Here is a 23,717-nt window from a genome sequence, read left to right as displayed (position 1 = left end):
CTATGCCAATACACGACAAGACTCCACGACCGCAGGAATTTGCTGCGGTCGACCTTGGTTCAAACAGTTTCCATATGGTCATTGCCCGCGTGGTTGATGGCGCAATGCAGATTATCGGGCGACTGAAACAGCGCGTTCATCTGGCGGATGGCCTCGGCGAAGATAACAAGCTGAGCGAAGAGGCAATGGAGCGCGGATTAAGCTGCCTGTCGCTGTTCGCCGAACGTCTGCAGGGCTTTCCCCCATCAAGTGTATGCATCGTGGGAACCCATACTTTGCGTCAGGCGCTAAATGCGACCGAGTTTCTCAAGCGAGCAGAAAAAGTTATCCCCTACCCGATTGAGATTATTTCCGGTAATGAAGAAGCCCGACTGATTTTTATGGGCGTGGAGCACACCCAGCCGGAAAAGGGTCGTAAGCTGGTTATTGATATCGGCGGTGGTTCAACAGAACTGGTGATCGGCGAAGATTTCGAGCCCAAATTGGTGGAAAGTCGTCGTATGGGCTGCGTCAGTTTTGCTCAGATGTATTTCCCGGGCGGCGCTATTAGTCGGGAAAACTTCCAGCGTGCGCGCATGGCGGCAGCGCAAAAGCTTGAAACCTTAACCTGGCAGTTTCGCATTCAGGGCTGGAACGTTGCGCTGGGCGCGTCGGGCACGATTAAAGCGGCACACGAAGTGCTGCTGGAGATGGGTGAGAAAGATGGTTTTATCACCCCCGAACGCCTGGACAAACTGCGAACCGAAGTGCTGAAGCATGCGTCATTCGATGCGCTCAGCCTGCCGGGGCTGTCTGAAGAACGAAAAGCGGTGTTTGTGCCGGGACTCGCGATTCTGTGCGGCGTTTTTGACGCACTGGCTATCCGCGAACTCCGCCTTTCTGATGGTGCACTACGCGAAGGCGTGCTGTATGAGATGGAAGGTCGTTTTCGCCACCAGGACGTTCGCAGCCGTACTGCGAGCAGCCTGGCGAACCAGTACAACATCGACAGCGAACAGGCCCGGCGCGTACTGGAAACGACGATGCAAATGTACGATCAGTGGCATACGCAGCAGCCAAAGCTGGCCAATCCACAACTGGAAGCGTTGCTGCGCTGGGCGGCGATGCTGCATGAGGTTGGGCTGAACATCAACCACAGCGGTTTACATCGCCACTCGGCGTATATCCTCCAAAACAGCGATTTACCGGGTTTCAATCAGGAACAACAGCTGATGATGGCAACCCTGGTTCGATATCATCGCAAAGCGGTGAAACTGGATGATTTGCCCCGCTTTACGCTGTTCAAGAAAAAACAGTTTTTGCCGTTAATTCAGCTGTTGCGCCTGGGCGTGCTGCTGAATAATCAGCGACAGGCGACCACCACGCCACCGACGCTGACCCTAACTACCGACGACAACCACTGGACCTTACGCTTTCCGCATGACTGGTTTAGCCAGAATGCGCTGGTGCTGCTCGATCTGGAAAAAGAGCAGCAATACTGGGAAGCCGTTACCGGCTGGCGTCTCAAAATTGAAGAAGAGAGTTCACCCGATATCGCCGCATAAGCTCTCAGCAGGTGCCAGTTCTTCTGGCACCTGTTCTTCCAGCATTTCATGCAACGGCTGCGGTTTACCAATCAGATACCCCTGCATGTAATCAATCCCCAGCGAAATTACCGCACTGCGTATTTCTTCGCTTTCGACGTACTCCGCGACCACCAGCATTCTTTTCATCCGCGCCAGATGGCAAATAGAGGCCACGATTTGATAGTCGAGGCTATTCGAAACGATGTTGCGAATAAAGCTGCCATCAATTTTCAGGATATCGGCATTCACATTCTTCAGCCGCGCATAGCTGGCATATCCGGTACCAAAATCATCAATCGCAATCTGACAGCCCAATGATTGCAGCTGCAGTAACGTTGCCTGCGCCTGTTCCGCATTGGTTAAGGCATTACTTTCCGTTACCTCAAAAATCAGCTGCCACGGTTCAACTTTGTACTTAATCAGTAGCTGGTTGATGTCATGCGGAAGCCGGGCCCGGCATACCGATGTGGGAGATAAGTTAATAGCAAACCGACGGGCGGGCATTTTTTCCCGATTCTGCGCCATAAACTTCATCGTATTTTCAATCACCCACAGATCGATGCTGGATGACAATCCAAACTCATGCGCTACCGGTAAGAAGCTGTCAGGACCGATGGTTTTACCATCATCTCCCTCTAGCCGCAGCAGAATTTCGTGATAAACATCGCCGCGCACACCTGAAATCGGCTGCGCCATCAGGAAAAAGCGATGGTGCTCCAGCGCCAGCTGCAGACGATTCATCATCGCAACCTTATCTTTCAGGTCACGTTGCAGGTGCATCACGCCTCGGCGCTGCAAATTCTCTGGCGCATTGGTCGCCAGAGAAAGCTCGGCGATTGTGCTTAACTCCCCCAGTAACAAGTAGATGTGGTTAACAGGAGAACGGACATAGCAAAAACTAATCCCCACCTGCGGCTGTAAAGGCATGCCATCCCAGATAAAACGAAACTGCTTGATATGCCTGTCCAGCGCTTCAATACGCTCCTGATGCGACTCGGTGTTAAAACGCAGAACTAAATCATTACCCGATAACTGATAGACATGCTCATCTTGTTTCAGCAATGGCTTTACCCACTGGGCAAGTTTTTGCTTGTACTGGATACGCAGCATAATGCCATAATTTTTCACCAGCAGTTCCATACCCGGAACACTCAAAAAGCAAAGCACTGACCATGGCGCCTTTCTCAAATCCCGGTTCAAAGCGCGCAAATTCGGAATATGCACCATGGGGTCAAAGAAGGCCAGACGATGAGAATGTCTGGCGACAATTCTCTGGCGCGTTGCCAGTACGGCAATAAAATTCACGATGAAGGAGAAAACCAGGTAACTCGATGAGGTAATGGCAAGCTGCACATCGTAACCCGAATACCAAGGCATATAGCGTTGATAATAATGAATTGCTGTAATGAGTACGAGCATCCATATTAACGAAATAAATTTATAACCGTAACGCATTGCTCCCCATAGCATGACGGGCAGCATCAGTGACAAGGTATAATTCGTGCTAAATATTGAGCTTTTCTCATCTAGCGGCATACACAACAATGTCATTAGTATGGTCAATATAATCAGCCAGACCGCAAACTCTGTTTTGGTAACTTTGGTATCAAACTGCTGCTTTAATTGAGATAAATAGCCTCTGATATACAAAGGATTACGAATCGTGCGAATTATAAAGTAGCACAGTGGAACCCCAACCAGATTCCCGGCCAGCATGGCCTGATAGTTGATCAACGTGCCGGTATTAAGGGGCATAACGCCCACCATGCCGGATTTGCTCTCATAGACGCCCACAAACGCGGCGAAATGGAAGAATAGCAGAAACAGCGTTGCCGGGCAGAAAACCTGCCAAAACATGTGCTGAAACATCAGGTGGGAGTCACCGTAAGAAACGTTATTCCGCCGGGGAGCAAAAACTTTATACCCTCCCCAACTGAGCACTATCGTAACTATAAAGTGCGAAATTATTGAGAGCATTTCAAATAACCCAACCTGCGGATATTTGTACCAGATGATGGAAATGATAATTCCTGGTAATGCCGCCCAGCCAAAAAACAACATCAGGCTAATCATCAGCGCTAAAGGCAGGTAGAAAAGAATTACGTTCCCGGTACTAATATGGGCATAGGTGTTAGCAGTGCTCAATATAGGCAACAGCAAGGAAGGCAAGATGAGAGGTAACGCCCACCATCTATCTCTAATACCAATATAATTTTTATTGAGTTTCATAGATGCTCAGTAGAATCCCGCACATCCTGCAGGGGGTATTCGGACAGGCATCCCACCTGACGTTAAAACGATAAAGTTAAATACATTAAAATGACTCATCAATTTTAGTTGTCAGCAAAGGGTGATGCTTGATACACATCAATAAATAAGTCCCTCATTAATCAATTATTACTCTTTTCATGGTTTTTTATCGTTATCCCATTATTAATGCAAATAATAATATTAATTTCCATAACATAAATAGATAAAACAACTGAAGCAATTTTACATAACGAAAAATTGACCATTCCCTCACAGTATGCCTTAATGTGACTATCGCCCTCAGTTGGGTACACTACAAGGAACCTTTTGTGAGCCAGGTTACCAGCCTACGCAAACGACACCGATTTAACAGTCGCATGATCCGGATCGTACTGCTTATCAGCTTTCTTTTCTTCTTCGGACGCTTCGTCTACTCCGCCATAGGTGCGTGGCACCACCACCAGAACAAAAAAGAAACTCAGCAGATCACCCTGCCGCAACAGGCATCTCCTGCACAAACTGACGTACGCTGATCGCTCGCGCCGAGGATACCCCCAGCATTAAGATTCCTTACCGGATGGCTAATCGCCTGACATTTAACCATCCGGTAAGGGATTTGAGTGATGAAACTTGACGTAGTCTTGCCCGCCCACACGTGCTGATATATCGGATAATCAACCGTGTTTTTCGCACAAATACACCATCTTTTAATCCCACTTCACCGCGCCATTCGCGCTGATTTTTTTACGTTCCAGTGTACTGGATATAAAAAAGAGACACTGCGCTCAAATAGACGCTAATTAATATCGCTAGAAAATATCACTGACTAAAACATTCATATTTAGCATGAAATTAAATGCTTATCTGAATTGTTACCATTATTAAATTCCACAGGGTAATACCATGAGTACTTTTCATTATTTCCGTAAATAAGAAGCGGTGTTGAATGGATCGCAGACGTTAAGTGTGTGATTAACCCTACTATCGAGCAGGACTGTCGCATCGATAAAATTCGCGCAATAAAAAGCCCTCTGTAAACAGAGGGCTTTTACATACTACCGGTTCAGAAACCGCTAAACGGGAGGAATATTATTCCCACTCAATTATTTACGGCAAACATAACTAATTGACTGGTAACAACTTTCCTGAAAACGATTTTTACCGTACCGTTTTATATACCGTCACTGGAAATCAGTACCATGAAAAACGCCATGTCACCTGATCAGCGAATCGTACTGCTTTTCACAGACTCTTCCGGCTTCTGCTGCCCGATCAGCGTACTCTGCCAGTTGTCGGTTTCTCACGAGAGATTTGCTGAGCAAGTCGGCAAGCAAAACACCGGTGTCTGCGGCTGACGGCCCAGCGCCGACAATGGCGTTATACTGCCTGAGCTGCTGACGGATGGCAACGAGCTGTTGCTGCAACCTGCCAGCGCGAGCGGAAGCATCAAGAGCATCATTGCGCGCCTGGTCGATCCTCTGCTGCGCTTCACGTTCATTAGTCGCTTTCTCCTGTTCGTCGTGCTGACGAGCTTTATCATCTTCGGCTTTACGTTCTGTCTTTGCCTGCGCATACCCGGCGGCATACTGCCGGTCACCGTGAACATTCCAGGCAACAATGCCCCCCACCACCAGAGCAGAAAGCATCGCCACGATAAGCAACTGTTTCCAGTACGCTTTGACGAATGCCCAGATCATAACAGTGCCTTACGGGCAGCACCGTAACGCGCGCTCCGGTCGTCGATACCGTTCTGACCACCGTTAATGATCTGCGTGACGCGCACCAGATCGCCTGTATATTTCATGCAGCCTTTGGTGGCGAAGAACCACGCCGCGCTACGGACCGCATACTCATCCTGCGCCAGCAGTTCAGGCTGCGATACCAGATCAACCTTCAGGCCGTTACCGCAATCCCGGTAGTTGTTCAGACCGGTGATCTGGATAAGTCCTCGACCACGGTAGTTCCATCCGTCGCCCGGTCCGTTGTTGCCCATGCGCTTGCTGTACACCAGATTGGCGATCGCGCGCTGGCGTTCCAGCGGAAGAGACTTCTCATACGTTTTACGGCCCAGCGCGCTGGCCTGGTCTGGAGTGATACGCCCGGAACGGATGAAACCTGACAGTCCTGATACGCTGTAGTTGAAGTTTTCCTGCAACCGGGTAAACCCTCCGGACTCATGCCCGACCTGCGCAATAAACATCGCCTGGTCATCAGGCTTGGTAATGCCAAATTCATTCATGGCTGCAGTGATATGTGGGTACCAGCGCGTGGCCAGTTGTTCAGAAATACCGGCTGCGCGCCGGAACTGGTTAATGTCCATGTTGAGACCTCGATATTTTGAATATCTGCACGACGTTACCGCGCGTCTTCAGAACGGCGGCAAGCATGACAGCATTGATGATGACCTCTGATAAATCAGCGGCCATTGGTGTGTGATACCAGATTGCATATGCGGCGCGGACGGGGATGCTGGCTGATGCCACGATAAGGAAGTAGGCTATCCACCCACCCCACCGGCGGTGTTGCGATCCATTACGCCGGAAGGTTCCGACGCGGATTGCTATCGCAGAACAGATAACCGCATTGGCAATCAGTAAAAGCAGCTCATGAGTTGTCATCGTCTTTTCTCCCCGGGATTAAATCGCGTGGATTATCGGAACGGTGATAGAGCCAGATACCAATACGTACTGCGACGATTGCCGACACGAACGCGCCAGCAGAGAAGACGATCCCTTTCTCGAATGAATCCTGCGTGATAGTTGGGATCAGGCTGGCTACGCCGATAAGGATTGATGCAGTTGGTTTGTAGAAGAGAAGCCCGCAGAGGAAGCTGAGCATCGACAGGAGGACCCGGCGGCGTATTGGATACTCAACAGCAGAGGTAATAAATATTACCGCACCTGATAAAGCACCAAGAGCCACCTCGGGAGGAACCCCGGCGATAACCGCAGCCAGAGATCCCATACTAAGCCACTGATTTAACGACTCACTGGTTAACTGGGCTGACATATCAACCACCGTTTACTGTGCATAAAAACCCCCCTTAGTTGGTGAGTTCATCATACACAATAAACCATATATGGGTTAAGAAACCTATAAACGCATTTAACAAAATTACCCAAAAGGTGATAAAATATGCCTAACCATATCAACCCTGTAGAGTTTTAAGTGATCATAGAAAAGAGAAGAAGTTTAGATTACATACAAGCACTGCGTGGTATTGCGGCAATGCTAGTCGTCTTGTGCCATGCGCGGGATTTTTTAAGGCACTCCCCTCTGGAGGGTTTGGCTTACGATCTATTTTGGCCTGGAGCGTTCGGTGTTGACTTATTTTTTATAATAAGTGGATTTATAATAATATACACATCTATTGATTATGATAGAAAAGACACATTTAAATTTATCAGGAAACGCTTTCTAAGGGTTTGGCCTTTATATTTTATATGCACCATTATATATATTGCACTTGTTAATGGATTTGATTTCTCAGGAATGAAGGGGTTTTATTATAATCAAAACGGCTCTCCATTTGAGATTTTAAACATAATAAAAAGCCTTTTATTTATACCGTTAAATTTAGACTCTCCAATTTACCTTGGCCCTCCGACTTTATTTGTTGGATGGACTCTCAATTACGAAGTTTATTTTTATTTGATATGTGCAATTGGGATTGCATGCGGTAGATTCAGATATACCTTTTACATAATTTGGTTCTCAATAACTCTACTTGCCATTCCAGCAATTATTGGTGGGGTAAATTTTGACAGACCCAAAATAATAGGCGCTGGATATCTTAATTTAACAATGCAAAGCATTATATGGGAGTTCGTTTTTGGAGCAGTTGTTGCCATCCTTTACAAAAAAGGAGCGTTGAGCATATCCAAAAGCAATATTGCCATTCCTGTAATTATATTAGGCATATCAGTGCCAGTATATGCTTATGTAACTAAAATTGATGCTGGCCATGGCATAGCTCATTCAGGTAAGTTTTTTTGTTTTATGTTCCTGTGCTTAACCTCTTGCGCTGATTATATTCAAAATAACATTAAGATACCATCATTTATTATTTCAATCGGCGATGCTTCTTATTCACTATATCTTATACATCCTCTTGTTTTTATGTTGTGTTACAAAATAGCATCTTACTTTATAGATTGGAGTATGATGTCTTCATTTTGGTTTATAGGCGTAGTTTTCATTGCGTCGCTATTAGCATCAAATATTTCATACAAATACATTGAATGCAAAATACCAAGATAAAAACCAGCCCGGGAATGCCCGGGCTGTTTAATTATGCTGAAGCATTCATTTTAAGCCATGATGACCCGTTCCACTGCCACCCTACAACAGGATCAGATGGCACGGAAGCGGCATAGTTTCTTATCGCCCTTAATCCTATGGGTAGAACATTTGTTTCAAGTATTGCCGGAGTAGATGGTGTTCTCACCAATACTTTGCTCCATCCACAAAAAGTAGGTAGAACGCTTGCGTTATAACAGCTAAAATAAGAACAACCTAACAACCCAGTCTTTCCTGCATCAACAGTGATTCTTAACCTATATTGTTTAGATTTATCAAGTGTTGGGGCTGAGATTCTGTATAATTTCCAGTTGTTAGTTGTGCCCATTGAGGTATACATATTTACTGGTGCGTATATGATATTCCCACCTGATACATCTTCGATTACTATTTCTACTGGATCATCACCTCTAAAAAAGAAAGCTCCTCTTATATATCCGCTTTGTGTTTTGGTTAGGTTAATTAATAGACGACATCTAACAGAAGCATTATCGACACCAAAATATCTTCCACATCCACCAGGCTCTAAAGTGTCGCTTAAAACTTTAGCTTCTGCAGGGATAGTTAGCAGAGAATAATCTTCAGGATAACCACTTCCATTTAGAATAGACCAGTCTCCACTTGGGCACAGGTTTACTCCTGAGAGACTTATACTGTCTCCTCCCTGTGTTCCTGCGGTAGGATCTGTCCCTAAAACTGTATTCATGTGGCTTACTGTAGAAACCCACCCACCAAATTGAGCGCGAGCACCAAGAATTGTCCAAGGACCTCTAATTCTACCAGTCCCTGTTACCTCTCCGTACAACCCAATAACTGTGTTATGCTGAGCAGGAATAGACTGGTTATCAAGCATGTATGTTGAACTTCCTGATGTATCAACACCTATAAAGGTATTGGCATTACCCTCATAACCAGATCCGGTAATTGGATTGCTGCCTTGTCCAAGAATAACAAGACCACCACCTGCAATTTGGCTAAATGTGTTCTGATTAACAGATCCTTCATATATATTGACATTAAGCTTACCACCACCGGATGTAGTTCCTGTTTTTACCCTTACAATATTATTCCAGTAGCTTCCTCCACCCCACACCGCCATTCCAGGGATGGGGGATGGAGTAGTAGAACCTTTAAGGGTAAAATCTCCAGTTGTGTCTATGTTCTCAATGTGACAAAACTGTACACCTTGCGCTATAAAATCTTTACACGATAAACCTCTTAAATTGATACTTTTAACGTGAAGTAGTGTAAATTCACCATTAGGTACACGCCCCTCGCACCTCAGGTCACACCGTATAATAAATCTGCCAATTATTTTATGATTACCAGTTAGGTTCGCTGTTGAAGTTACATAGTCACCCTCAGGAAGAAACGCTTCACGCCTATATTGCCCATACTGTATTAGCTTCGAATAATCACCATTAACAGCATCAAGCCATGCACACATCTTTGCTGTTACGTCGGTACCATCAGGGAACACACCCCAGCCTCTTGCATCACCTTCATCACGCCAGCGTTGAACTTCGACAGAAGGTATATAGGTATATCCATTTGGTCCAGCCAAAAGAAGCAAAACGTCTGCCGCAGATCCAGATTCAGGGATCAGCATGATAGGTTGGCCAGCAGAATCAAAACCTATAATTTTATTTGCCCTAACATCGAATGCTGGAAGTTGAGATATTTTCTCAGGAGTTCGAAGTGTTCTTCCGAACAACAAATCAGTGTATGATTTATCACCAGCGCTTAACGCATCAACATAGTTTTTAGTTGCTGCATCCTGTGGTCGTGAAGGGTCACGAATATTGCGAATATAATTCCCAAGAGCATCATAGTAATTTGCCACAAAAGATGGCTTGCGAAGAGAAAGGCGCAACCAACTGATCGCTTGCTGAATCAGCATCGTCAGTTTATCAAAAGCATCTTCATGTACTTCTGCGAAGAACTTACCCTGATTTCTGAAATCTGTTTCCTGGGTAACTGGCAACTCTCTGGATATCGAAATTTGATAACCATTAGCAAGAGGAGCAGACAAAACAACATTTCCTCCAGTGTATCCACCGGCACCAGTAACGGTGTAATCAGTATCAAGAATCAGCTCTGTGATGTTCTCATTCAGGTCAACAACCTGCACAACCAGATCAGACTTCTTAAAAATTCGGAAGGTATATGGGAAGGAAGTCGTGACCTCGTTCCCGATGTAGTCGTTATGGTCAACTTCGGTTGAGACCGTCATGTAATTATCTCCAGGTTGCTTATGCGCCCGGCGCGCATGCACTCTGAATCATTGTATTACCATAAAAACCTTATATGAACCGAATGAGGAATGAACACTTGTTTTATTACCTTACAGGTAATTTGCATTCCGTGCTGGATAGTCATTAAATCTTCTGATACTGTATGTTTATACAGTGATTGCATGGAGAAGAAGAGATGCAACGGCAGTATCACCATCCGCTGGAAGAAGGATTTGAAGAAAGAATACACACGCCGGTAGGCGTTAGATCCCTGGTGGAGGACTCGCATCTGATGAAGTTACTGCGGGAACTCGATAAAGATGGCTTCAATGTTGATGGGCCACTGGCTGAACTGGTTGCGCTTGTGAATTACGTCACAAGTTCTCAAATGACTATGCAGGATCTGCAAACGCATCTCGATTACTGTGCCGAACAGTTACGAAAACAAACCACATAAGGTTGAAATATCCTACAACATGCGTTTATTATTACCTTTACGGTAAATTTACAACGCAGAATTCTTGTGCCATAGTGATCAGGCACTGGCAAAATCCAGTGCCGGGATTGGCGTCCCGGATTACTAAAAGGCGCATTCACCGCGCAAGCGGTTTTTTTATGCGTTAAGCACGGCCACATTCGCATTATGGTGGGCTGTGTGGGGGCACCGAAAGGTGCGCCGGGTCCTTTTAGCCGGTTACGCCAACCCTGCACAGCTCACCACCAACCGATTGGCGTCGGTAGTGGTGATTAACCAGACTAAAAGGTAATCACTATGACAACTCAAAGCAAACCATCCCCAGACGCAGTATTTAAATTCGAATCAGCATCCCCTGTACGCATGTTTAATATTGATGGTAACCCATGGTTTTCTGCTAAAGATGTGTCAGATGCTCTTGGGCTGAGAAACTCACGTAAAGCTATTGCGATGCTCGATGACGATGAGAAGGGTGTAACTTCAAGTTACACCCCTGGCGGGATGCAAGCAGTAAACGTTATCTCCGAGTCCGGCCTCTACACTCTGATCCTGCGCTGCCGCGATGCGGTTACTCCAGGCACTATCCCCTACCGCTTCCGCAAATGGGTAACTGGTGAAGTTCTCCCGCAGATCCGCCGCACCGGTCGCTACGTTCGTGAAGAATTATCCCCGGCAGACAAAGCACAAAAGGTTGTGGCCAGCTTTATGCCAGCCATTCTGGAAGCTATGAAGACGGGAGAAAAGCAGGAATACAGCGCTCCCCTGAAGCCGAACTACCGTGAGCACATCCATTCACCTGAAGGTGTTCTTGGCCTGTCTGAGCACTCCCTGATGATGAACCTGCTGCGCCAGTTAGATAGCGACGGACATGACGTTGAAGGTGCTGTAGCAGAGTTCACGGCGATGGTGAGTTACATCGTTGGTGCCAGTAAATGCCTGCGCGATATCCAGACGCACGCGGAGTACATCAACAGCATGGCTGGTAAGTTCTGATAAAATTAAGGCCGCTTCGGCGGCCTTTGTGACATGTCACGCTCTTTTTCTGAATGATAGCCATTCGAAAAATGATGACATTCCACCGCACGCGATAGCAAAGATTAGCCCACCAAAGAATAGAAGACCAGCCTGCCACCACTCCCACCGCCATACGTCGACAGCGCCAACCATTCCAACAATGGACCCGACCAGCGGGATATAACTAGCGATGAAAGCAATCGGCGCAGCTACTATCCAGTGCAGCCCCCACCACGATTCAAGACCTGCCATGATTGCTGCGAGCTGAAAAAGACCTACCACTATGTAAACGATAAAGCCGATAGCTTGCATTTTTTCACCTATCTTTTTTGCCATACCTATCAGAAACGATCTCTGCAAGTGAGCTGTCATATCCTTTCCTATACCTTTGAAGGCAAAGGATATCTAGCTGTTTATGCAGTTTTGTATATTTATCGAAGTGCATCCACCAATATACAATACCACCACCCAAAACAACGCCTTGAATGATTTGTGTTTCATGTGACCATCCAAGTATATTCACCACAATTAATATTACGCCAACAAAGATTATATAAAGACCTATAGTTGCACTACGCTTGTTTTCATAGTATCTGCCCTGAAGCTCAACAATTTTATCTAATTCCATATATCCTCACTGTGGCAGTGTATCCTGAGGTCGCCACCAGTATGTCTGGTTAAATTCTTTCTTCGAACGCTGCTCCATCTTACGCAGATAGCCAGGGGAAAAATATTCCTGCATCTGGTTAAAGATCATATGGTCAATCGCTGCCTTCAGGTACCAGATATTAGCACCAGGCGTCAGGCCTTTACCAAGCTTAACCAGATCACCGCCAGTTTGCTCGCTCTTACCTTCTACCGCATTCAGCGGGATGCCCTGCCCGATCTTAATGACATCATCTACGAGACCAGCCACCGGACCGAGCATCGAAGCCAGCGCTCCGCTTCCGTACCTGGTGTGGTCAGATAGCAAGAAATCACCGTACAGTCCGAGACCACCTCCTTTCAGCAATGCGCCAAGCCAGAATTTCGCGGCATCCTTACCTGCCATATCCCGCGGATTACGGCCTGATGCCATGTCATTTAGTTGCTGAGAAAGTGCGCCAAGTATTGTAGTACTGGCGATAAACGTCGCGATGTATGCAGCACGGCCACCAGCCGACGGCATGCCCATAGCACGAGACCAGTGACGCATGACAACAGATATGGGGAATGACTTGAAAAGGAATACGCTGCGGGTTAATTCCCCTTTCCAGGTTCCACGCTGGATTCCTGATCCGGTAATCATCTGTTCACGCGCACCTGGGGTTATAACAGCCATATCAACTTCTTCGTTGACGGCACCGAGCAACTTACGCATAGCCTCGAATTTCACACGCTCTGGTGCTCCAAGGTGCTGCACAGTAGAATCAGAAATGCGCATGATACTTTCCGGAGTAAGCATCGTATTGTTGCCTTTTCCCCAGTCCTCCTGCTGAGCCAGTTTCCACACGCTCCAGTCTGTATCGGTGATCCCTTTACTTTTCAGAATGCGAAAATCGTCATTTGAAGGACTTTTCAGATCTGGCGTTCTGTTAACAACATCGCCCAGACTACCCATCATTGTCACGCCATAGGCGCGCTTATGGGCGTCTGACCATGCAGTTAATCCACTGGCACGCATCACAGCCGTTGCAGCCCACCGGGAGACAGACGGCCCCATATTATCCATCGCCCAACGGTTCACGCTACCGAGCAGGGATTCCATAGCCAGACCAGCCCTGCGCGCCCTGGCCAATTCAGTACGGTTCGTTGGGTCCATAGCCTCAAGCTGGTTACGGAAAAGCTGATTCATCGGAAGGTTAGTAACCTTCGCCGAAAGATACATGGTGCCAAGGTCAGAGAAAGACGAAAGCAGTGCAGAACCAAGACGGCTGGCAACCATCCAGTTTCTGATGTTGTCAGACCAGCGCGCAATATGCGGGTTTGCAACAGGCTGAGTTTTACCAGAAATAAAGTTATACAGGTTCTCAGTATTGTTTGCCTGGCGCTCTATGCGACCGGTATCCTGGGGGTTTGCCGTGGCTGTCTCTGACTTCGTCTGATCCAGCAGTGAGCGGAACACATGATCCGGGTTTGGCCCGTATGTCTCCACCAGCGCGATATCTTTACTTATCCCTTCCAGATGTCCGACCATGATTTCCCAGAGTGACCTGTCGCCGTACATCTGCTGGTACTGAAGGTATGAATCAGCGTCTTTGAAGTGTATCTGGCGGGATGCGTTGCCACGGTTTCCGCGTGCGCCAGAAATACGCATACCGGTATCAGTAAGTTTATTCAGACCACCAGTGGCGATGGTGTTATATGCTTCACCAAGAAAGGCAGTAAGCTCAGAATCGCTCATCAACTGACCGTCGGCGCGGGTGTAATATTTTCTGTCAAGTTTGCCGATCACGTCACTGACCCATTTATCTTTCGATACCGCCCCAACCTTTTCCATAGAGTGATGTTGAGGTATGCCCCAGTTTTCCAGATATCCGATATCGCCACCGGCATCATTGAAGCGGCGGCGAAGTAGTTCTGTTACTTCACCCCAGGCTTTCGCCCCTTTTCTGGCCTTCGCATTGCCAGTTTTCTGTCCGCGCATTTCAAAGACAAGATCTCTAACACCAGCCTCATCTTCAAACAGCCCGAAGAAACGAGGATCAACAGCCTCGAACGCCTCCTGTAACTGGCTTAATGCGTAATCACGTGTCGCTTTCGTGCGTGACTCAACAGACAGAAAGTTTGATTTCCCGTCAGCGCTGAAGGCGATAGTGCGGTTGAGTGCGCCTAGCTTTCCGTCAGCACCCTGATAACTGTTAATGAATTTGTCCAGGCGCTGACGCGCTGCGATGGTAAGCGCGACACGGCGTTTTTTCAGTGCTGCCTCTCGCTGCAACTCTTCAGCGGCCAGTTGCCCGGCGCGGCGCAGGCGCTCAGCGTCGTTAAGTTGACGCCATGACATCGGATCGTCACGGGCAATAGATCGCATATTGCGGTAAATGCGGTCTTCGATATTCTGTATTTCTCTGGCTGTAAGAGTGCGCTGTGCTGCCTGTTGCACGGCCTGAATACATTCCTGTCTCATTCAATTATCCTCTCAAGAAACACGCTACAGCCACGTCAAAAAGGCTGGAATCCTGTATTGCCTGCTCATTCTCTTTGCTCGCTTCGTCCAGCACTTCCCGAGCGCTGCGCGACTGTGGGTTTCCGTCATCATCGAGAATGGTGATCATCATGTCAGGTGACTCAACCAGCGAGTCTTCAGCAATACGCAGATCCATATCTCCGGCCTGCTCCGCTGTTGGCCTTTGCTCTGCCTGCCGCAATATGGCACTAGGTTCAAAAGGTGCAACTTCGTCAGGAGTCCGGACCTCTGCCGTTTTGTAGAATGAAACAGCCTGAGCATTGAGATCGCTTTCTGCCTGCTGACGCCGTGCTAATTCCGCCCGCGCTTCAAAGTTAACTCCACCCTCAACATTCGCCGCCAGATTATCCTTTGCCGTCTGTAGTCTGACCGACTCGTCATTGATACGCTGGTCAATATCACGCAGCCTTTCCTGACGCGCTGCGCGTGCACGCGATAACTCACGTCCGCTGCCTGAAGGTTGTTCGTTCAGGACTCCGGAGCGTTCCTGGTTGAGTGTTTCAATGTATCGCTCAATACCGGCGATATCAGTCTGTAACTGATTAACCTGCTCAACGTCTAAAGCCTGTGCTGCCTGCTGCTCAAGCAATCTGGTGTCAACTGCAACCTGAGTGCTACCTTCATCTGTGCGATACAGGGTTTCATCGATCGCCTGAGAAATCAGGTTTCTGCGCCATGGAATTTCAGTGAATGAAGCCGGTTCGGCAATGCTGGCCACATCAACTGCACGGCCCTGGCTTACGTCATTCATCGCCTTCTGTAGCGCCTGTATATGCGCATCACGTGACAGAACATTAACCGGAACACCAGGAGCAACATCAATCTCAGCATGATGTGAGGCATTGGCTGCCAGCGCTGCATCCACCTCCGCCGGGGAAAACTCTGGAGTTGCAGCACTTTCACCGCGGGCATTAAGGAACCGGCCAACACCACCAAATGCCACACCAAGAACCGCATCGATGGCGATAGACTGGCGATCAAACACATCGTACTGAGCCGCCATTTCGTTATAACCACCATCACGCAGCGTCTTTGCAGTCAGCCCGCGCTGGGCCATCCCAAAGGCAATGTTAGTTCCGGCTGCGTATGCGATATCTGGAGCTGCGCGAACAGCAGTAGCTGCAACATTACGTACTGCGCTTTCACCTGTCCTCGCCAGTTGTGCGCCAACACTTTCTGCCAGCGCCCCACCGGCACGTAAACCCAGGCTCATAGGGATCAATGTGCCAGCGCCAGCAGTGACACCCTGCACCAGACCAGCCTCCTGAGCAGTCCTGAAATCTACGCCCTGAGCAGTCAAGCGTTCAAACTCAGAGAATCCCTGCAACGCAGTGACGGCCGCAGCGCCACCAGCGGGACCGGCCAGCAGCGTACCAACGACAGCCTGCCCGCCCATATCGAACAGACCATTCAGAACCTGACCAGCAGTTCCTGTTGTGGCGGCGTCAGGAGTCAGGCGCTTAACTTGCTGCTCTGCTAGTTTTCGCTGTTCGCCGATGTATTCAGCCGATGTATCATTGATGGAAGTGTTTTCGTTAACAAACTTAGCGATGGGTGAAACGATCTTATCCATTCCAGCCCAAAGAAGCTGGTCTGGTTTGGCAACCAGTCCAGAGTACAGGCCCGAAACAGCAGCAGTACCTGAGTTATCGAAGAAACCGACATCGGTATTAAACCCTGCTGGGTTAGATGCCGCTTCATCCAGTTGCTGATTCTGGTTAACTGCGTTGAGACCAAAGTAACTCATTGCGGGATCCCCTCTGAGAATCTCTGGCGTTGTTGGGTAAGGTCGATGACGACGGGAGTTCCATCATCTTTCAGCAAATACCCAGTGCCGAGTTTCACCAGATACTGGCTATCTCCATAGCTTTGCAGACCGTACTGGCCTGGCGGTGCTTTAATTCCTGCGCCAGTCACCTGAGTTTTCCATGCCTGATCAACTTGTTTATCAAATTGTTCGGCAGACATCCCCCAAGGCAACAGAACACTGCCCATGCCGTTATAATCGTGCACGCCACCAGTAGCTACGTTAACAGCCTGCTTCCATGTGTCACTGTCAATTTCACCCGAAACCACCCCCTTCTTCGCCATCACCCCAGCGTAATAGTCCTTTGCTATCTCATAGGCCATTGATGCACCCTGCGCGTCACCGGCAAACGCATCCTTCACCATGTCAGAGAACTCTAGTCGCAGATCGTTATCCTTCGGCATTGGGATGCCCTTAGCATCATCAGTTCCTTTACGCGCCGCGGCACCGGACAGGATGGTTTGCGCTGCTGTTTCTGGTGATACAGAAACATCAGGGTTAAACCAGTTTTTCTCAGCTACCACACCTCCTGGCTTATCCATCAGGATCCCAGCTACCGCTGCTGATGGCGCATTGGTGCTTATCTGCTGAAGCGCTGACATGTACACCTGCCCGCCTCCGGTGCTCTGCCGAATGGTGTCGAGATATGCAGACTGCTGAGAAACTGGTGCATCGCGGAAGAAAGCCCCGATCTGATTCGCCTCTTCTTTGGAAAAGAACGTCAGCGGAGTGCCGTATGCTTTTGCCAGATCATTAACCTGTGCAGCTCGCAACGCGATACTCTGACCGAAGTTTGCTTGGTTATTCATGTCGATCGGCTTCGTCTGCCCGGCGGCAAGTGAGAACTGCACCGGATCAGCCTTGCGCTGTTTGATTACCTGATTTGCAGCGGTAACCACATTGTCATAAAGCGCGGCGCGTGCTGCATATCCTTCACCAGTTTCACCGGTATCTGGCTTCAGGTTTTCTACTGCCGCCTGAATGCTGCTGGTCGGCATGTTGCGAAACGATCCGATGTACTGCCCAGCGATCTGCGTGTTGCGAAACTCGGTATAGCGTAGATTTCCCTCTCGCACGCCGTAGGCGGCTAGGAAGTCGTTCTGCGTAGGAGCATCAGGGAAGTCAACGCCGCGCATGTATGCTGCGCTGGCATCACGCACACGAATGTCGATATTAGTGCGATATTCTGCCTGCTGCTGCTTACGGATCTGGTCAGCCTGGCGAAGGAATGTCGCCTGGGCCTCCGGAGATGCAGCGTCAAATGCCGCGTTTCCCGTGTAACGCTTGGTGCTGGTAGGCAGTTGTGACAGACCGATAGCCGCGCTAACACCGGTAGCAAGTTGCTGATCACTGTACGGCTGGCTACCGTTCTCATGTTGGATAATGGAGGCACACAAAGCCTTTAGCGTATCAGGGTTTGATGCGTCAAGCGGTTGGTCAGGAGTCACGCCGAGTTGAGCACATACTGCCTGAATGTATGCTTCGGTGTTGTTATTGTCAGACGGCGGGGCCCAGCGATTAATGATGTCGTTTACAGTATCAATACCCTGACGCTGGTACGAAAGAAGGTTGCGACCAAGCGCCCGAATACCGTGTTCTGGAGTTTCGAATTTGGCAAAGCGACCATCATCACCGGTCTGGCCTACCCACGGATTGGTTTTGCTGTATTCCAGATTGCCGGGGTTATTGTTGCGAATACCACGGGCGCTATCACCAGAACCACCTTCTGATACTGCACGGCGGGAACCAGTAACCGTATCGCTTAACTCGCCGTTGCTCTGGATGAACTCAATCGAGTTGTTTGCCGACCACTGAGAAAGGGAAGCATCGGCGACCTTCTCTTTGAACTCAATCTTTTTGGCCTGAATCTGTTCAGAACTCCAGCCATGAGCGGTGCCATAATCTTCGATCTGCTGGAAAGTCTGCTGGTTGTAGAGAACATAATTGGCATTATCACCATAGGCGGCAGCAGCCAGTTTTCCGTTGTTCGCCAGAGTCGCCTGGAACTGACCTTCTTCATAGGCATTGAGTTGGCTTATCTCATGCCTGCCAGCCTGGGTGGTGAACTGAATGCGCTGCTGCTGAGCCTGCTGCATAAAACCAGCTCTGGCACCTTCCGGCAATGTCATCGCGATCTGCTCTGCCTGAGCATCGAATTGCTGAGTATAAACCTGCCCCTTGCCAAGAGCGTTCTTACCTTGCATGTTGAGCAGACCGGTATCAGGGTTAGTCAGCAGATCGCTGGAAATCTGGCTGAGTTGTAATGAGGCATCCTGAGCCTGAGCAACATCGGCACGCTGCTTTGCCTGAGCAAAAACATCAAGTGCTTTACCGCCTACCTGCGTCAGCGCATCACCAATGTTTGGCTGTTCGAAAGCCTGAAAACCTGGTGACTGAAATCCTCTGCTTTCTACCTGGCGACCGGTGACAGTTGGTACTGTTGGCATTTCGAATTCTCCTTATCGACCGGTTGGTGTGCCGATAGCAGCGCTAATCGGAGCCGCTTTGCTTTGAGTGAATGGTGACCACGTTCCGCCGCCCATCTGGTAAGCGCCGTATGCCTGAAGTGGAGCAGTCAGCAATGTAGTGAATGCACCCATATTCCCCTGCTTGCGTGCTGAGCTGGCCTGAGCTTTGTAGTTTTCAGCCTGAACCTGATAGCCATATGCTTCACGCTGAGCGTTATTAACTGTAGTCAGCGCATCAAGCGCGCCAAACTGAGCTGTATCGCCAAAGATATCAAGCGCTCCACCAGTGGAGAGATCAGCACCAGTTGCGCCCATTGTTGCCGCCTGGGTGCCAGCAGCCTGACGGTTACGACGACGAACCTCATCAGCCTGAGCATTGCCACGGTTGATAGAATCCTGTGCCTGTGCCGTGGCCACTTCTGCATTTTGCTCGGCAACAGCAGAAGAATACTTACCTTGCTGGTACTGGTTGTATGCTGAAACGCCACTTAATGCGACACTGGCGCCAGCGAGAGCGATAGCCGGGCTGCACATTATTTTCTCTCCATGTGGAAACGGTGAAACGGTAGGTTTTTAATGCCGTATGGCTGAGGTTCATCGATGGTGAATCCCAGCCAGTGAAGCCAGATGCGCGCTGTGTGGTTGCGTGCATCAACATAATTTTCAAGATACGGGTAAACAGTCAGCATTGCATTGACCACTTTTCCGCACCGACGCAGGAAAGTACGCTGGTATTTCTCCAGTGCGTCAGTGCCCACCAGCCATGGGATACCACTGCCGCCGATCATCGATGCTGGTGCTATGCCAAAGACAGTCACTACTTCACCGTTTATCAGCCCGGCGCAGCAGAATGTTGATGTACGCAGACCGGTTTCCAGAACGCGGCGCGGACTCCATCCATTGGTCGCCAGAAATTCATCGATATCAGCCTGGCGAACAAGCGGAATAATGGCTTCGATATGCTCTGCTGTAGCAGGTACGATCTGAGCTTTAATCATCAGAAGCCTCCGACAGTAAGGCGAGGCAATACAGCAAGAACAGAAAGCGGAAGCGGGTCGAGTTGCCGAACCTTAACGCGTCCGTTTTTATCCCAGTTGCTGTCAAGTTTCACTTCAACCTTGCCGGTAGCGTCATCAACAGGATCATCGTAGAACTCAAATTCACGCTGCGGGTATTCGTACCACGTCCCACCAGGAGTAGTGGCCCAGATTCCACGGCTTGCGTTGACTACCATCGTGACAGTAGGAATGACCTGCTTTTTATCCAGCAGTGTTTCCTGCCCGTTGATATTGATGTCCAGAGTTTCGAATTCAGCGGTGATAGGTAGCCCGATGTGCACCACTGCACCTGGTGACTCCAGCGTGACTGAACCACCAGTGACAACCTTCTGAGGCTCAACGCTGGCATCTGACAGGATATTTACTGTCTGACCTTCGAGGTGCGACAGGCCGCTGAACGTCTGGCGGGCCATCTGCCAGTTAGTTGTGGCCGCGCTGCGCAGCACTGCTGGAACGTTACGGTTAAAGCGCACCACCACCGCCGTGGTGCTGGTTATGGAGATAATGTCTCCGCGCAGCTCTTTCGCCACCACCTCAACAGTGTCGGGATCCGTCTCTGAATACGGGAACTGAATCTGAGCACCAACATCGGTATTAACGAAATAAGCACCACCGCTTACTGTAACCGGGTAATCAACCTGATAGCTCCAGTCACCTGTTCCCCCGCTGATGGTCATTGTACGTGATGATGTATTGCGCCCGTCATAGCTCAGACCACAGTCGACAAAGAACGCATCTTCATCGTGGGTGAACAGGCGACTGGACAGGCGTTCGATGTAACGTTTTGTTTGCCCGTTGATGGTACGGTTAACCACGAAGTAAACAGCATCCTCGCTTCCTTCACTGATAGAGCAGGTACTTTCGTACTTACCGGCGCTGGATTGTGGCGCCCATGCGAAAACCTGTTGATCGCGTAAATAGGTCAACACCAGCAATTTACCGTCATCACGAATGCAGAACGCGCTGCTGTACGGAACAATGCAGAATGACCAGTCAACAATGCTATGCTTCTGGAAAAGGTGGTTTGCCAGTATGGTCAGGTCGGTTCCCTGATACCCGTCTACATCGAAGGAGTAGGCCAGATCACGCACAACGCTACCTTTCTCCTGGATGAACAACGCGATGTTGGCCACGGCGATAGGTGGCACGTTACTTGATCCGTTATTCCCCTGAGAGCTGAACGAGAACGCCGATGGCGTGAGGACCTTATTCTGGTCCCCGGATATCGTATATTCCCCGCCAGATGTCAGAGCGACCAGGTTACCAACATCAATAAGGTGGCGGATCTCATTCACCTGACGCCCGGCGTAGGTGTAGATAATCCGATCATCATCCTGAATAGGGTTGTTCTTACCGAAGTCTTTATAGTCTCCGGTGCGGCTTGCCCAGATGGTTTGTGGATATGCGGTAGACGCGGCAAAGTACAGGCGCTGCTGGTAGTAAACAACGGTACTAGGGTAGCCGTTAACGCTGTTCCACGCATATTTAGCCCACTTATAGCTGGAGTTAGCGGAGCCAACAACCTGAGATGGAATGAACGAGATCACATCGGCGGTTGCGGTAAGCCCATCACCAGCCACTGCTGTGATTTTTGCAATGCCGAAACCGCTGTGCAGGTATTCCCACTGGATCCCGGTATCATCTGAACCGGTACCGCCCCAACCATCCCACGACATACCTTCAGTATGAGAAGGTCGAAGTGTTCCGGTCTTGCCAGCAGTATTGGCGCGATAGTAGTTGCTGTCTGCACGACGAACGTCGTTTATTGCTGTGGTTTTACTGGTTTCCCATACCGGGACGGAATCAACCGCAGGCTGCTCGAGATAGAACAGTTTTCCGACCTGCTCAGCACCGAAAATTGCAGAACTGGACGTCAGTGTAATTGTTCCGGTGCTGGCGCTGGCGTAGACCTTCACAGTATCGTCAACGTTGATATCTTCGAACGGTCCGTTTTTGGTGGTAACGTCGACGATCTGCCAGTTGTCGTGCGCATAGCGGCGCAGTTCTTTCGGCGGGTATGCAGGATGCACCAGCGTCAGAACATCGGCGCTCTGCGTGAATTTAATGCGGAAAAGGTCAGTGTCAGCATACGGCATCGCCAGCTCATAAATCACATTGCTGGTCGTCAGAACATAAGCGCCATCTTTGATAACGCGCATATAGTTGTGCCCGAACTCCAGAGCATAGGTCTGTACAGTCGAGAACTGAAACGGTATTAACCTGCACTTGCGATCAGGATATTTAGCCGGGCCAACGAAGCGCGTTCCAGGGCGATTCTCCACCCCGCCATACTGACGAACAATGAAGTTATCGCACTTGCGAAGCGCCACCTGATACTTTGACATATCAATGCGGCCGTACAGTGACGGACCAATTTCACCACCGGCAAAGCTCGGTTGAATCCAGCTAAAAGCCATTATGACAACCTCGCTGCTGTGAACTCATCTACCGGTGGTTGTGGCTCCTGCGATTCGTTCTGGCTATGTGAGCCAGCACTCAGGATCACGCGGTTGTACATCGTCAGTGCATTGTTACCGAGATCTGCGCTACCGGTCAGCGCCATGTTGATGGCAGCAGCCAGACGCCAGGAAAGCGCCTCCATAAAAATGGCGTCATACATATTGACGTCAGTTACTCGAGCTACGTACTTCAACCACGCTTTCGGCTGATCGGTGTAAATGAGCTTACCTGTCAGATCCTCATTGGAACCAACAACATATTCAATGCGCTGCGCAGCCGTAGGATTTCGTAGGCCGGGCGGCATGATCTCGGCTATGCGAACACAATCAGATGGGTACTGGTAAGCGTATTGCCAGTCAGGTGGCGGATTATTCGTATCAGCCAGCGCCACGCGCTTGGTAGCAAAGTTCCAGTCAAAGTCAGCCAGAGTAGCATCGCGGCAAGCATCAAAATGCAGGGAGCATTGCCCAGCCTCTTTACTGGCTTCATTCAAACTGTTTATGCTGCGGCTGTTGCCGATATTGCTCAGCGCACGGTTGCAGATCTCGATAACGGATGCCATTAATCATCCTCCCCACCGTAGAGAGTTTGCGCTGCTGTCTTCTGCTGTTCACTGGAATCAGGAGCAATACCCATATCGGTGATCTGCAATTCAGCGCGTCGATAGGTTCCATCGTCGTCCTGACGTTCTGATGTTGATTTGACGATCGCTTTGGCCATAATCATCACCACCCCGCCGACAGTAGGGGTAGCGACACCCAACTTGCTGAGCGTTTCATTATCAAGGCTGATGCACAGCCCCCACGGATAATCATCGCGGGTATGCGTCTCGCCCTTCTCGTCCTGAAAACTATCGGTGCCGGTTTTTAGGTTTACCAGATCCATAACTGACTCCTGCAATAAAGGGGCCGAAGCCCC

The 23,717-nt window shown here is 49.2% G+C and carries 21 protein-coding genes; 5 read left to right on the top strand and 16 right to left on the bottom strand.

Annotated features, from left to right (window positions below; all coding sequences use genetic code 11):
• Positions 1-2 precede the first annotated feature (2 nt).
• A complete protein-coding gene (gene ppx, locus OGV75_RS19555; RefSeq protein WP_286481083.1) occupies positions 3-1,544 on the top strand; it encodes an exopolyphosphatase in 1,542 nt (513 codons plus the stop codon).
• Here ppx and OGV75_RS19550 read toward each other — a convergent pair.
• Entirely contained in the window at positions 1,524-3,794 is a 2,271-nt protein-coding gene (locus OGV75_RS19550; protein ID WP_286481082.1) for a bifunctional diguanylate cyclase/phosphodiesterase, read from the bottom strand. The genes ppx and OGV75_RS19550 overlap by 21 nt on opposite strands.
• Positions 3,795-4,144: 350 nt before the next feature.
• Between OGV75_RS19550 and OGV75_RS19545 the strand changes: the two genes are divergently transcribed.
• Positions 4,145-4,348, top strand: a complete 204-nt coding sequence (locus tag OGV75_RS19545) for a YfgG family protein (protein WP_049041558.1) — start codon at positions 4,145-4,147, stop codon at positions 4,346-4,348.
• Positions 4,349-5,029: 681 nt separating this feature from the next.
• Here the strand turns inward: OGV75_RS19545 and OGV75_RS19540 are convergent.
• The 4 genes from OGV75_RS19540 to OGV75_RS19525 are packed head-to-tail and all read right to left on the bottom strand — an operon-like array spanning position 5,030 to position 6,824.
• Entirely contained in the window at positions 5,030-5,512 is a 483-nt protein-coding gene (locus OGV75_RS19540) for a DUF2514 domain-containing protein (protein WP_286481081.1), read from the bottom strand.
• Entirely contained in the window at positions 5,509-6,135 is a 627-nt protein-coding gene (locus OGV75_RS19535) for a glycoside hydrolase family 19 protein (RefSeq protein WP_286481079.1), read from the bottom strand. The genes OGV75_RS19540 and OGV75_RS19535 overlap by 4 nt, the downstream gene beginning before the upstream one ends.
• Positions 6,125-6,433, bottom strand: a complete 309-nt coding sequence (locus OGV75_RS19530) for a phage holin family protein (protein ID WP_016046623.1) — start codon at positions 6,431-6,433, stop codon at positions 6,125-6,127. The genes OGV75_RS19535 and OGV75_RS19530 overlap by 11 nt, the downstream gene beginning before the upstream one ends.
• Positions 6,420-6,824, bottom strand: coding sequence for a putative holin (locus tag OGV75_RS19525; protein ID WP_001275998.1), 405 nt, complete (start codon positions 6,822-6,824; stop codon positions 6,420-6,422). The genes OGV75_RS19530 and OGV75_RS19525 overlap by 14 nt, the downstream gene beginning before the upstream one ends.
• 159 nt (positions 6,825-6,983) lie before the next feature.
• Here OGV75_RS19525 and OGV75_RS19520 point away from each other — a divergent pair, with 159 nt between their 5' ends.
• Complete coding sequence (locus OGV75_RS19520; protein WP_286481078.1) at positions 6,984-8,075, top strand: acyltransferase family protein; 1,092 nt, start codon at positions 6,984-6,986, stop codon at positions 8,073-8,075.
• Between the two features lie 31 nt (positions 8,076-8,106).
• Here the strand turns inward: OGV75_RS19520 and OGV75_RS19515 are convergent, their stop codons facing one another.
• Positions 8,107-10,347: a hypothetical protein gene (locus OGV75_RS19515; protein ID WP_286481077.1), complete on the bottom strand. Its 2,241-nt coding sequence runs from the start codon at positions 10,345-10,347 to the stop codon at positions 8,107-8,109.
• Positions 10,348-10,544: 197 nt separating this feature from the next.
• On the opposite strand from OGV75_RS19515, the gene OGV75_RS19510 reads away from it, so the two are divergent.
• Together OGV75_RS19510 and OGV75_RS19505 are read left to right on the top strand one after the other, a co-directional pair.
• Positions 10,545-10,805, top strand: coding sequence for a hypothetical protein (locus tag OGV75_RS19510; protein ID WP_003847193.1), 261 nt, complete (start codon positions 10,545-10,547; stop codon positions 10,803-10,805).
• Between the two features lie 315 nt (positions 10,806-11,120).
• Positions 11,121-11,816 (top strand): BRO-N domain-containing protein, encoded by a 696-nt coding sequence (locus tag OGV75_RS19505; protein ID WP_286481076.1) that lies wholly within the window; start codon positions 11,121-11,123, stop codon positions 11,814-11,816.
• A gap of 36 nt (positions 11,817-11,852) precedes the next feature.
• Here OGV75_RS19505 and OGV75_RS19500 read toward each other — a convergent pair whose 3' ends face one another.
• The 10 genes from OGV75_RS19500 to gp10 are packed head-to-tail and all read right to left on the bottom strand — an operon-like array spanning position 11,853 to position 23,684.
• Positions 11,853-12,149, bottom strand: a complete 297-nt coding sequence (locus OGV75_RS19500; RefSeq protein WP_286481075.1) for a hypothetical protein — start codon at positions 12,147-12,149, stop codon at positions 11,853-11,855.
• 4 nt (positions 12,150-12,153) lie between these two features.
• Positions 12,154-12,465, bottom strand: a complete 312-nt coding sequence (locus OGV75_RS19495; protein WP_286481074.1) for a hypothetical protein — start codon at positions 12,463-12,465, stop codon at positions 12,154-12,156.
• A 6-nt stretch (positions 12,466-12,471) separates the two neighbouring features.
• Positions 12,472-14,946, bottom strand: a complete 2,475-nt coding sequence (locus tag OGV75_RS19490) for a hypothetical protein (protein ID WP_286481073.1) — start codon at positions 14,944-14,946, stop codon at positions 12,472-12,474.
• A gap of 4 nt (positions 14,947-14,950) precedes the next feature.
• Positions 14,951-16,753, bottom strand: a complete 1,803-nt coding sequence (locus OGV75_RS19485) for a hypothetical protein (protein ID WP_286481071.1) — start codon at positions 16,751-16,753, stop codon at positions 14,951-14,953.
• A complete protein-coding gene (locus tag OGV75_RS19480) occupies positions 16,750-19,260 on the bottom strand; it encodes a hypothetical protein (RefSeq protein WP_286481070.1) in 2,511 nt (836 codons plus the stop codon). Before OGV75_RS19480 ends, OGV75_RS19485 begins: the two co-directional genes overlap by 4 nt.
• Positions 19,261-19,272: 12 nt before the next feature.
• Positions 19,273-19,815 (bottom strand): virion core protein, T7 gp14 family, encoded by a 543-nt coding sequence (locus tag OGV75_RS19475; RefSeq protein WP_045719038.1) that lies wholly within the window; start codon positions 19,813-19,815, stop codon positions 19,273-19,275.
• Entirely contained in the window at positions 19,815-20,279 is a 465-nt protein-coding gene (locus OGV75_RS19470; RefSeq protein ID WP_286481069.1) for a hypothetical protein, read from the bottom strand. Before OGV75_RS19470 ends, OGV75_RS19475 begins: the two co-directional genes overlap by 1 nt.
• Positions 20,279-22,756 carry a phage tail protein gene (locus OGV75_RS19465; protein ID WP_286481067.1) on the bottom strand — a complete coding sequence of 826 codons (2,478 nt, stop codon included), beginning with the start codon at positions 22,754-22,756 and terminating at the stop codon, positions 20,279-20,281. The genes OGV75_RS19470 and OGV75_RS19465 overlap by 1 nt, the downstream gene beginning before the upstream one ends.
• Entirely contained in the window at positions 22,756-23,361 is a 606-nt protein-coding gene (locus tag OGV75_RS19460; protein WP_286481066.1) for a phage connector family protein, read from the bottom strand. The genes OGV75_RS19465 and OGV75_RS19460 overlap by 1 nt, the downstream gene beginning before the upstream one ends.
• Positions 23,361-23,684, bottom strand: a complete 324-nt coding sequence (gp10, locus tag OGV75_RS19455) for a capsid staple protein (RefSeq protein WP_286481064.1) — start codon at positions 23,682-23,684, stop codon at positions 23,361-23,363. The genes OGV75_RS19460 and gp10 overlap by 1 nt, the downstream gene beginning before the upstream one ends.
• Between the last annotated feature and the right edge of the window lie 33 nt (positions 23,685-23,717).

The organism is Citrobacter sp. Cb028, from assembly GCF_030336705.1.
GTDB lineage: Bacteria > Pseudomonadota > Gammaproteobacteria > Enterobacterales > Enterobacteriaceae > Citrobacter > Citrobacter braakii.
The sequence above is the reverse complement of the archived record's forward strand: the minus strand, read 5'-3'. Positions and strand labels throughout refer to the sequence as shown.

Coding starts and splice junctions, on each gene's coding strand:
- OGV75_RS19465 (WP_286481067.1), bottom strand. CDS start 22,756: ATGGCTTTTAGCTGGATTCAACCGAGCTTTGCCGGTGGTGAAATTGGT.
- OGV75_RS19540 (WP_286481081.1), bottom strand. CDS start 5,512: ATGATCTGGGCATTCGTCAAAGCGTACTGGAAACAGTTGCTTATCGTG.
- OGV75_RS19530 (WP_016046623.1), bottom strand. CDS start 6,433: ATGACAACTCATGAGCTGCTTTTACTGATTGCCAATGCGGTTATCTGT.
- OGV75_RS19470 (WP_286481069.1), bottom strand. CDS start 20,279: ATGATTAAAGCTCAGATCGTACCTGCTACAGCAGAGCATATCGAAGCC.
- OGV75_RS19535 (WP_286481079.1), bottom strand. CDS start 6,135: ATGGACATTAACCAGTTCCGGCGCGCAGCCGGTATTTCTGAACAACTG.
- OGV75_RS19490 (WP_286481073.1), bottom strand. CDS start 14,946: ATGAGACAGGAATGTATTCAGGCCGTGCAACAGGCAGCACAGCGCACT.
- OGV75_RS19525 (WP_001275998.1), bottom strand. CDS start 6,824: ATGTCAGCCCAGTTAACCAGTGAGTCGTTAAATCAGTGGCTTAGTATG.
- OGV75_RS19460 (WP_286481066.1), bottom strand. CDS start 23,361: ATGGCATCCGTTATCGAGATCTGCAACCGTGCGCTGAGCAATATCGGC.
- OGV75_RS19505 (WP_286481076.1), top strand. CDS start 11,121: ATGACAACTCAAAGCAAACCATCCCCAGACGCAGTATTTAAATTCGAA.
- gp10 (WP_286481064.1), bottom strand. CDS start 23,684: ATGGATCTGGTAAACCTAAAAACCGGCACCGATAGTTTTCAGGACGAG.
- OGV75_RS19500 (WP_286481075.1), bottom strand. CDS start 12,149: ATGCAAGCTATCGGCTTTATCGTTTACATAGTGGTAGGTCTTTTTCAG.
- ppx (WP_286481083.1), top strand. CDS start 3: ATGCCAATACACGACAAGACTCCACGACCGCAGGAATTTGCTGCGGTC.
- OGV75_RS19550 (WP_286481082.1), bottom strand. CDS start 3,794: ATGAAACTCAATAAAAATTATATTGGTATTAGAGATAGATGGTGGGCG.
- OGV75_RS19475 (WP_045719038.1), bottom strand. CDS start 19,815: ATGTGCAGCCCGGCTATCGCTCTCGCTGGCGCCAGTGTCGCATTAAGT.
- OGV75_RS19515 (WP_286481077.1), bottom strand. CDS start 10,347: ATGACGGTCTCAACCGAAGTTGACCATAACGACTACATCGGGAACGAG.
- OGV75_RS19510 (WP_003847193.1), top strand. CDS start 10,545: ATGCAACGGCAGTATCACCATCCGCTGGAAGAAGGATTTGAAGAAAGA.
- OGV75_RS19480 (WP_286481070.1), bottom strand. CDS start 19,260: ATGCCAACAGTACCAACTGTCACCGGTCGCCAGGTAGAAAGCAGAGGA.
- OGV75_RS19495 (WP_286481074.1), bottom strand. CDS start 12,465: ATGGAATTAGATAAAATTGTTGAGCTTCAGGGCAGATACTATGAAAAC.
- OGV75_RS19485 (WP_286481071.1), bottom strand. CDS start 16,753: ATGAGTTACTTTGGTCTCAACGCAGTTAACCAGAATCAGCAACTGGAT.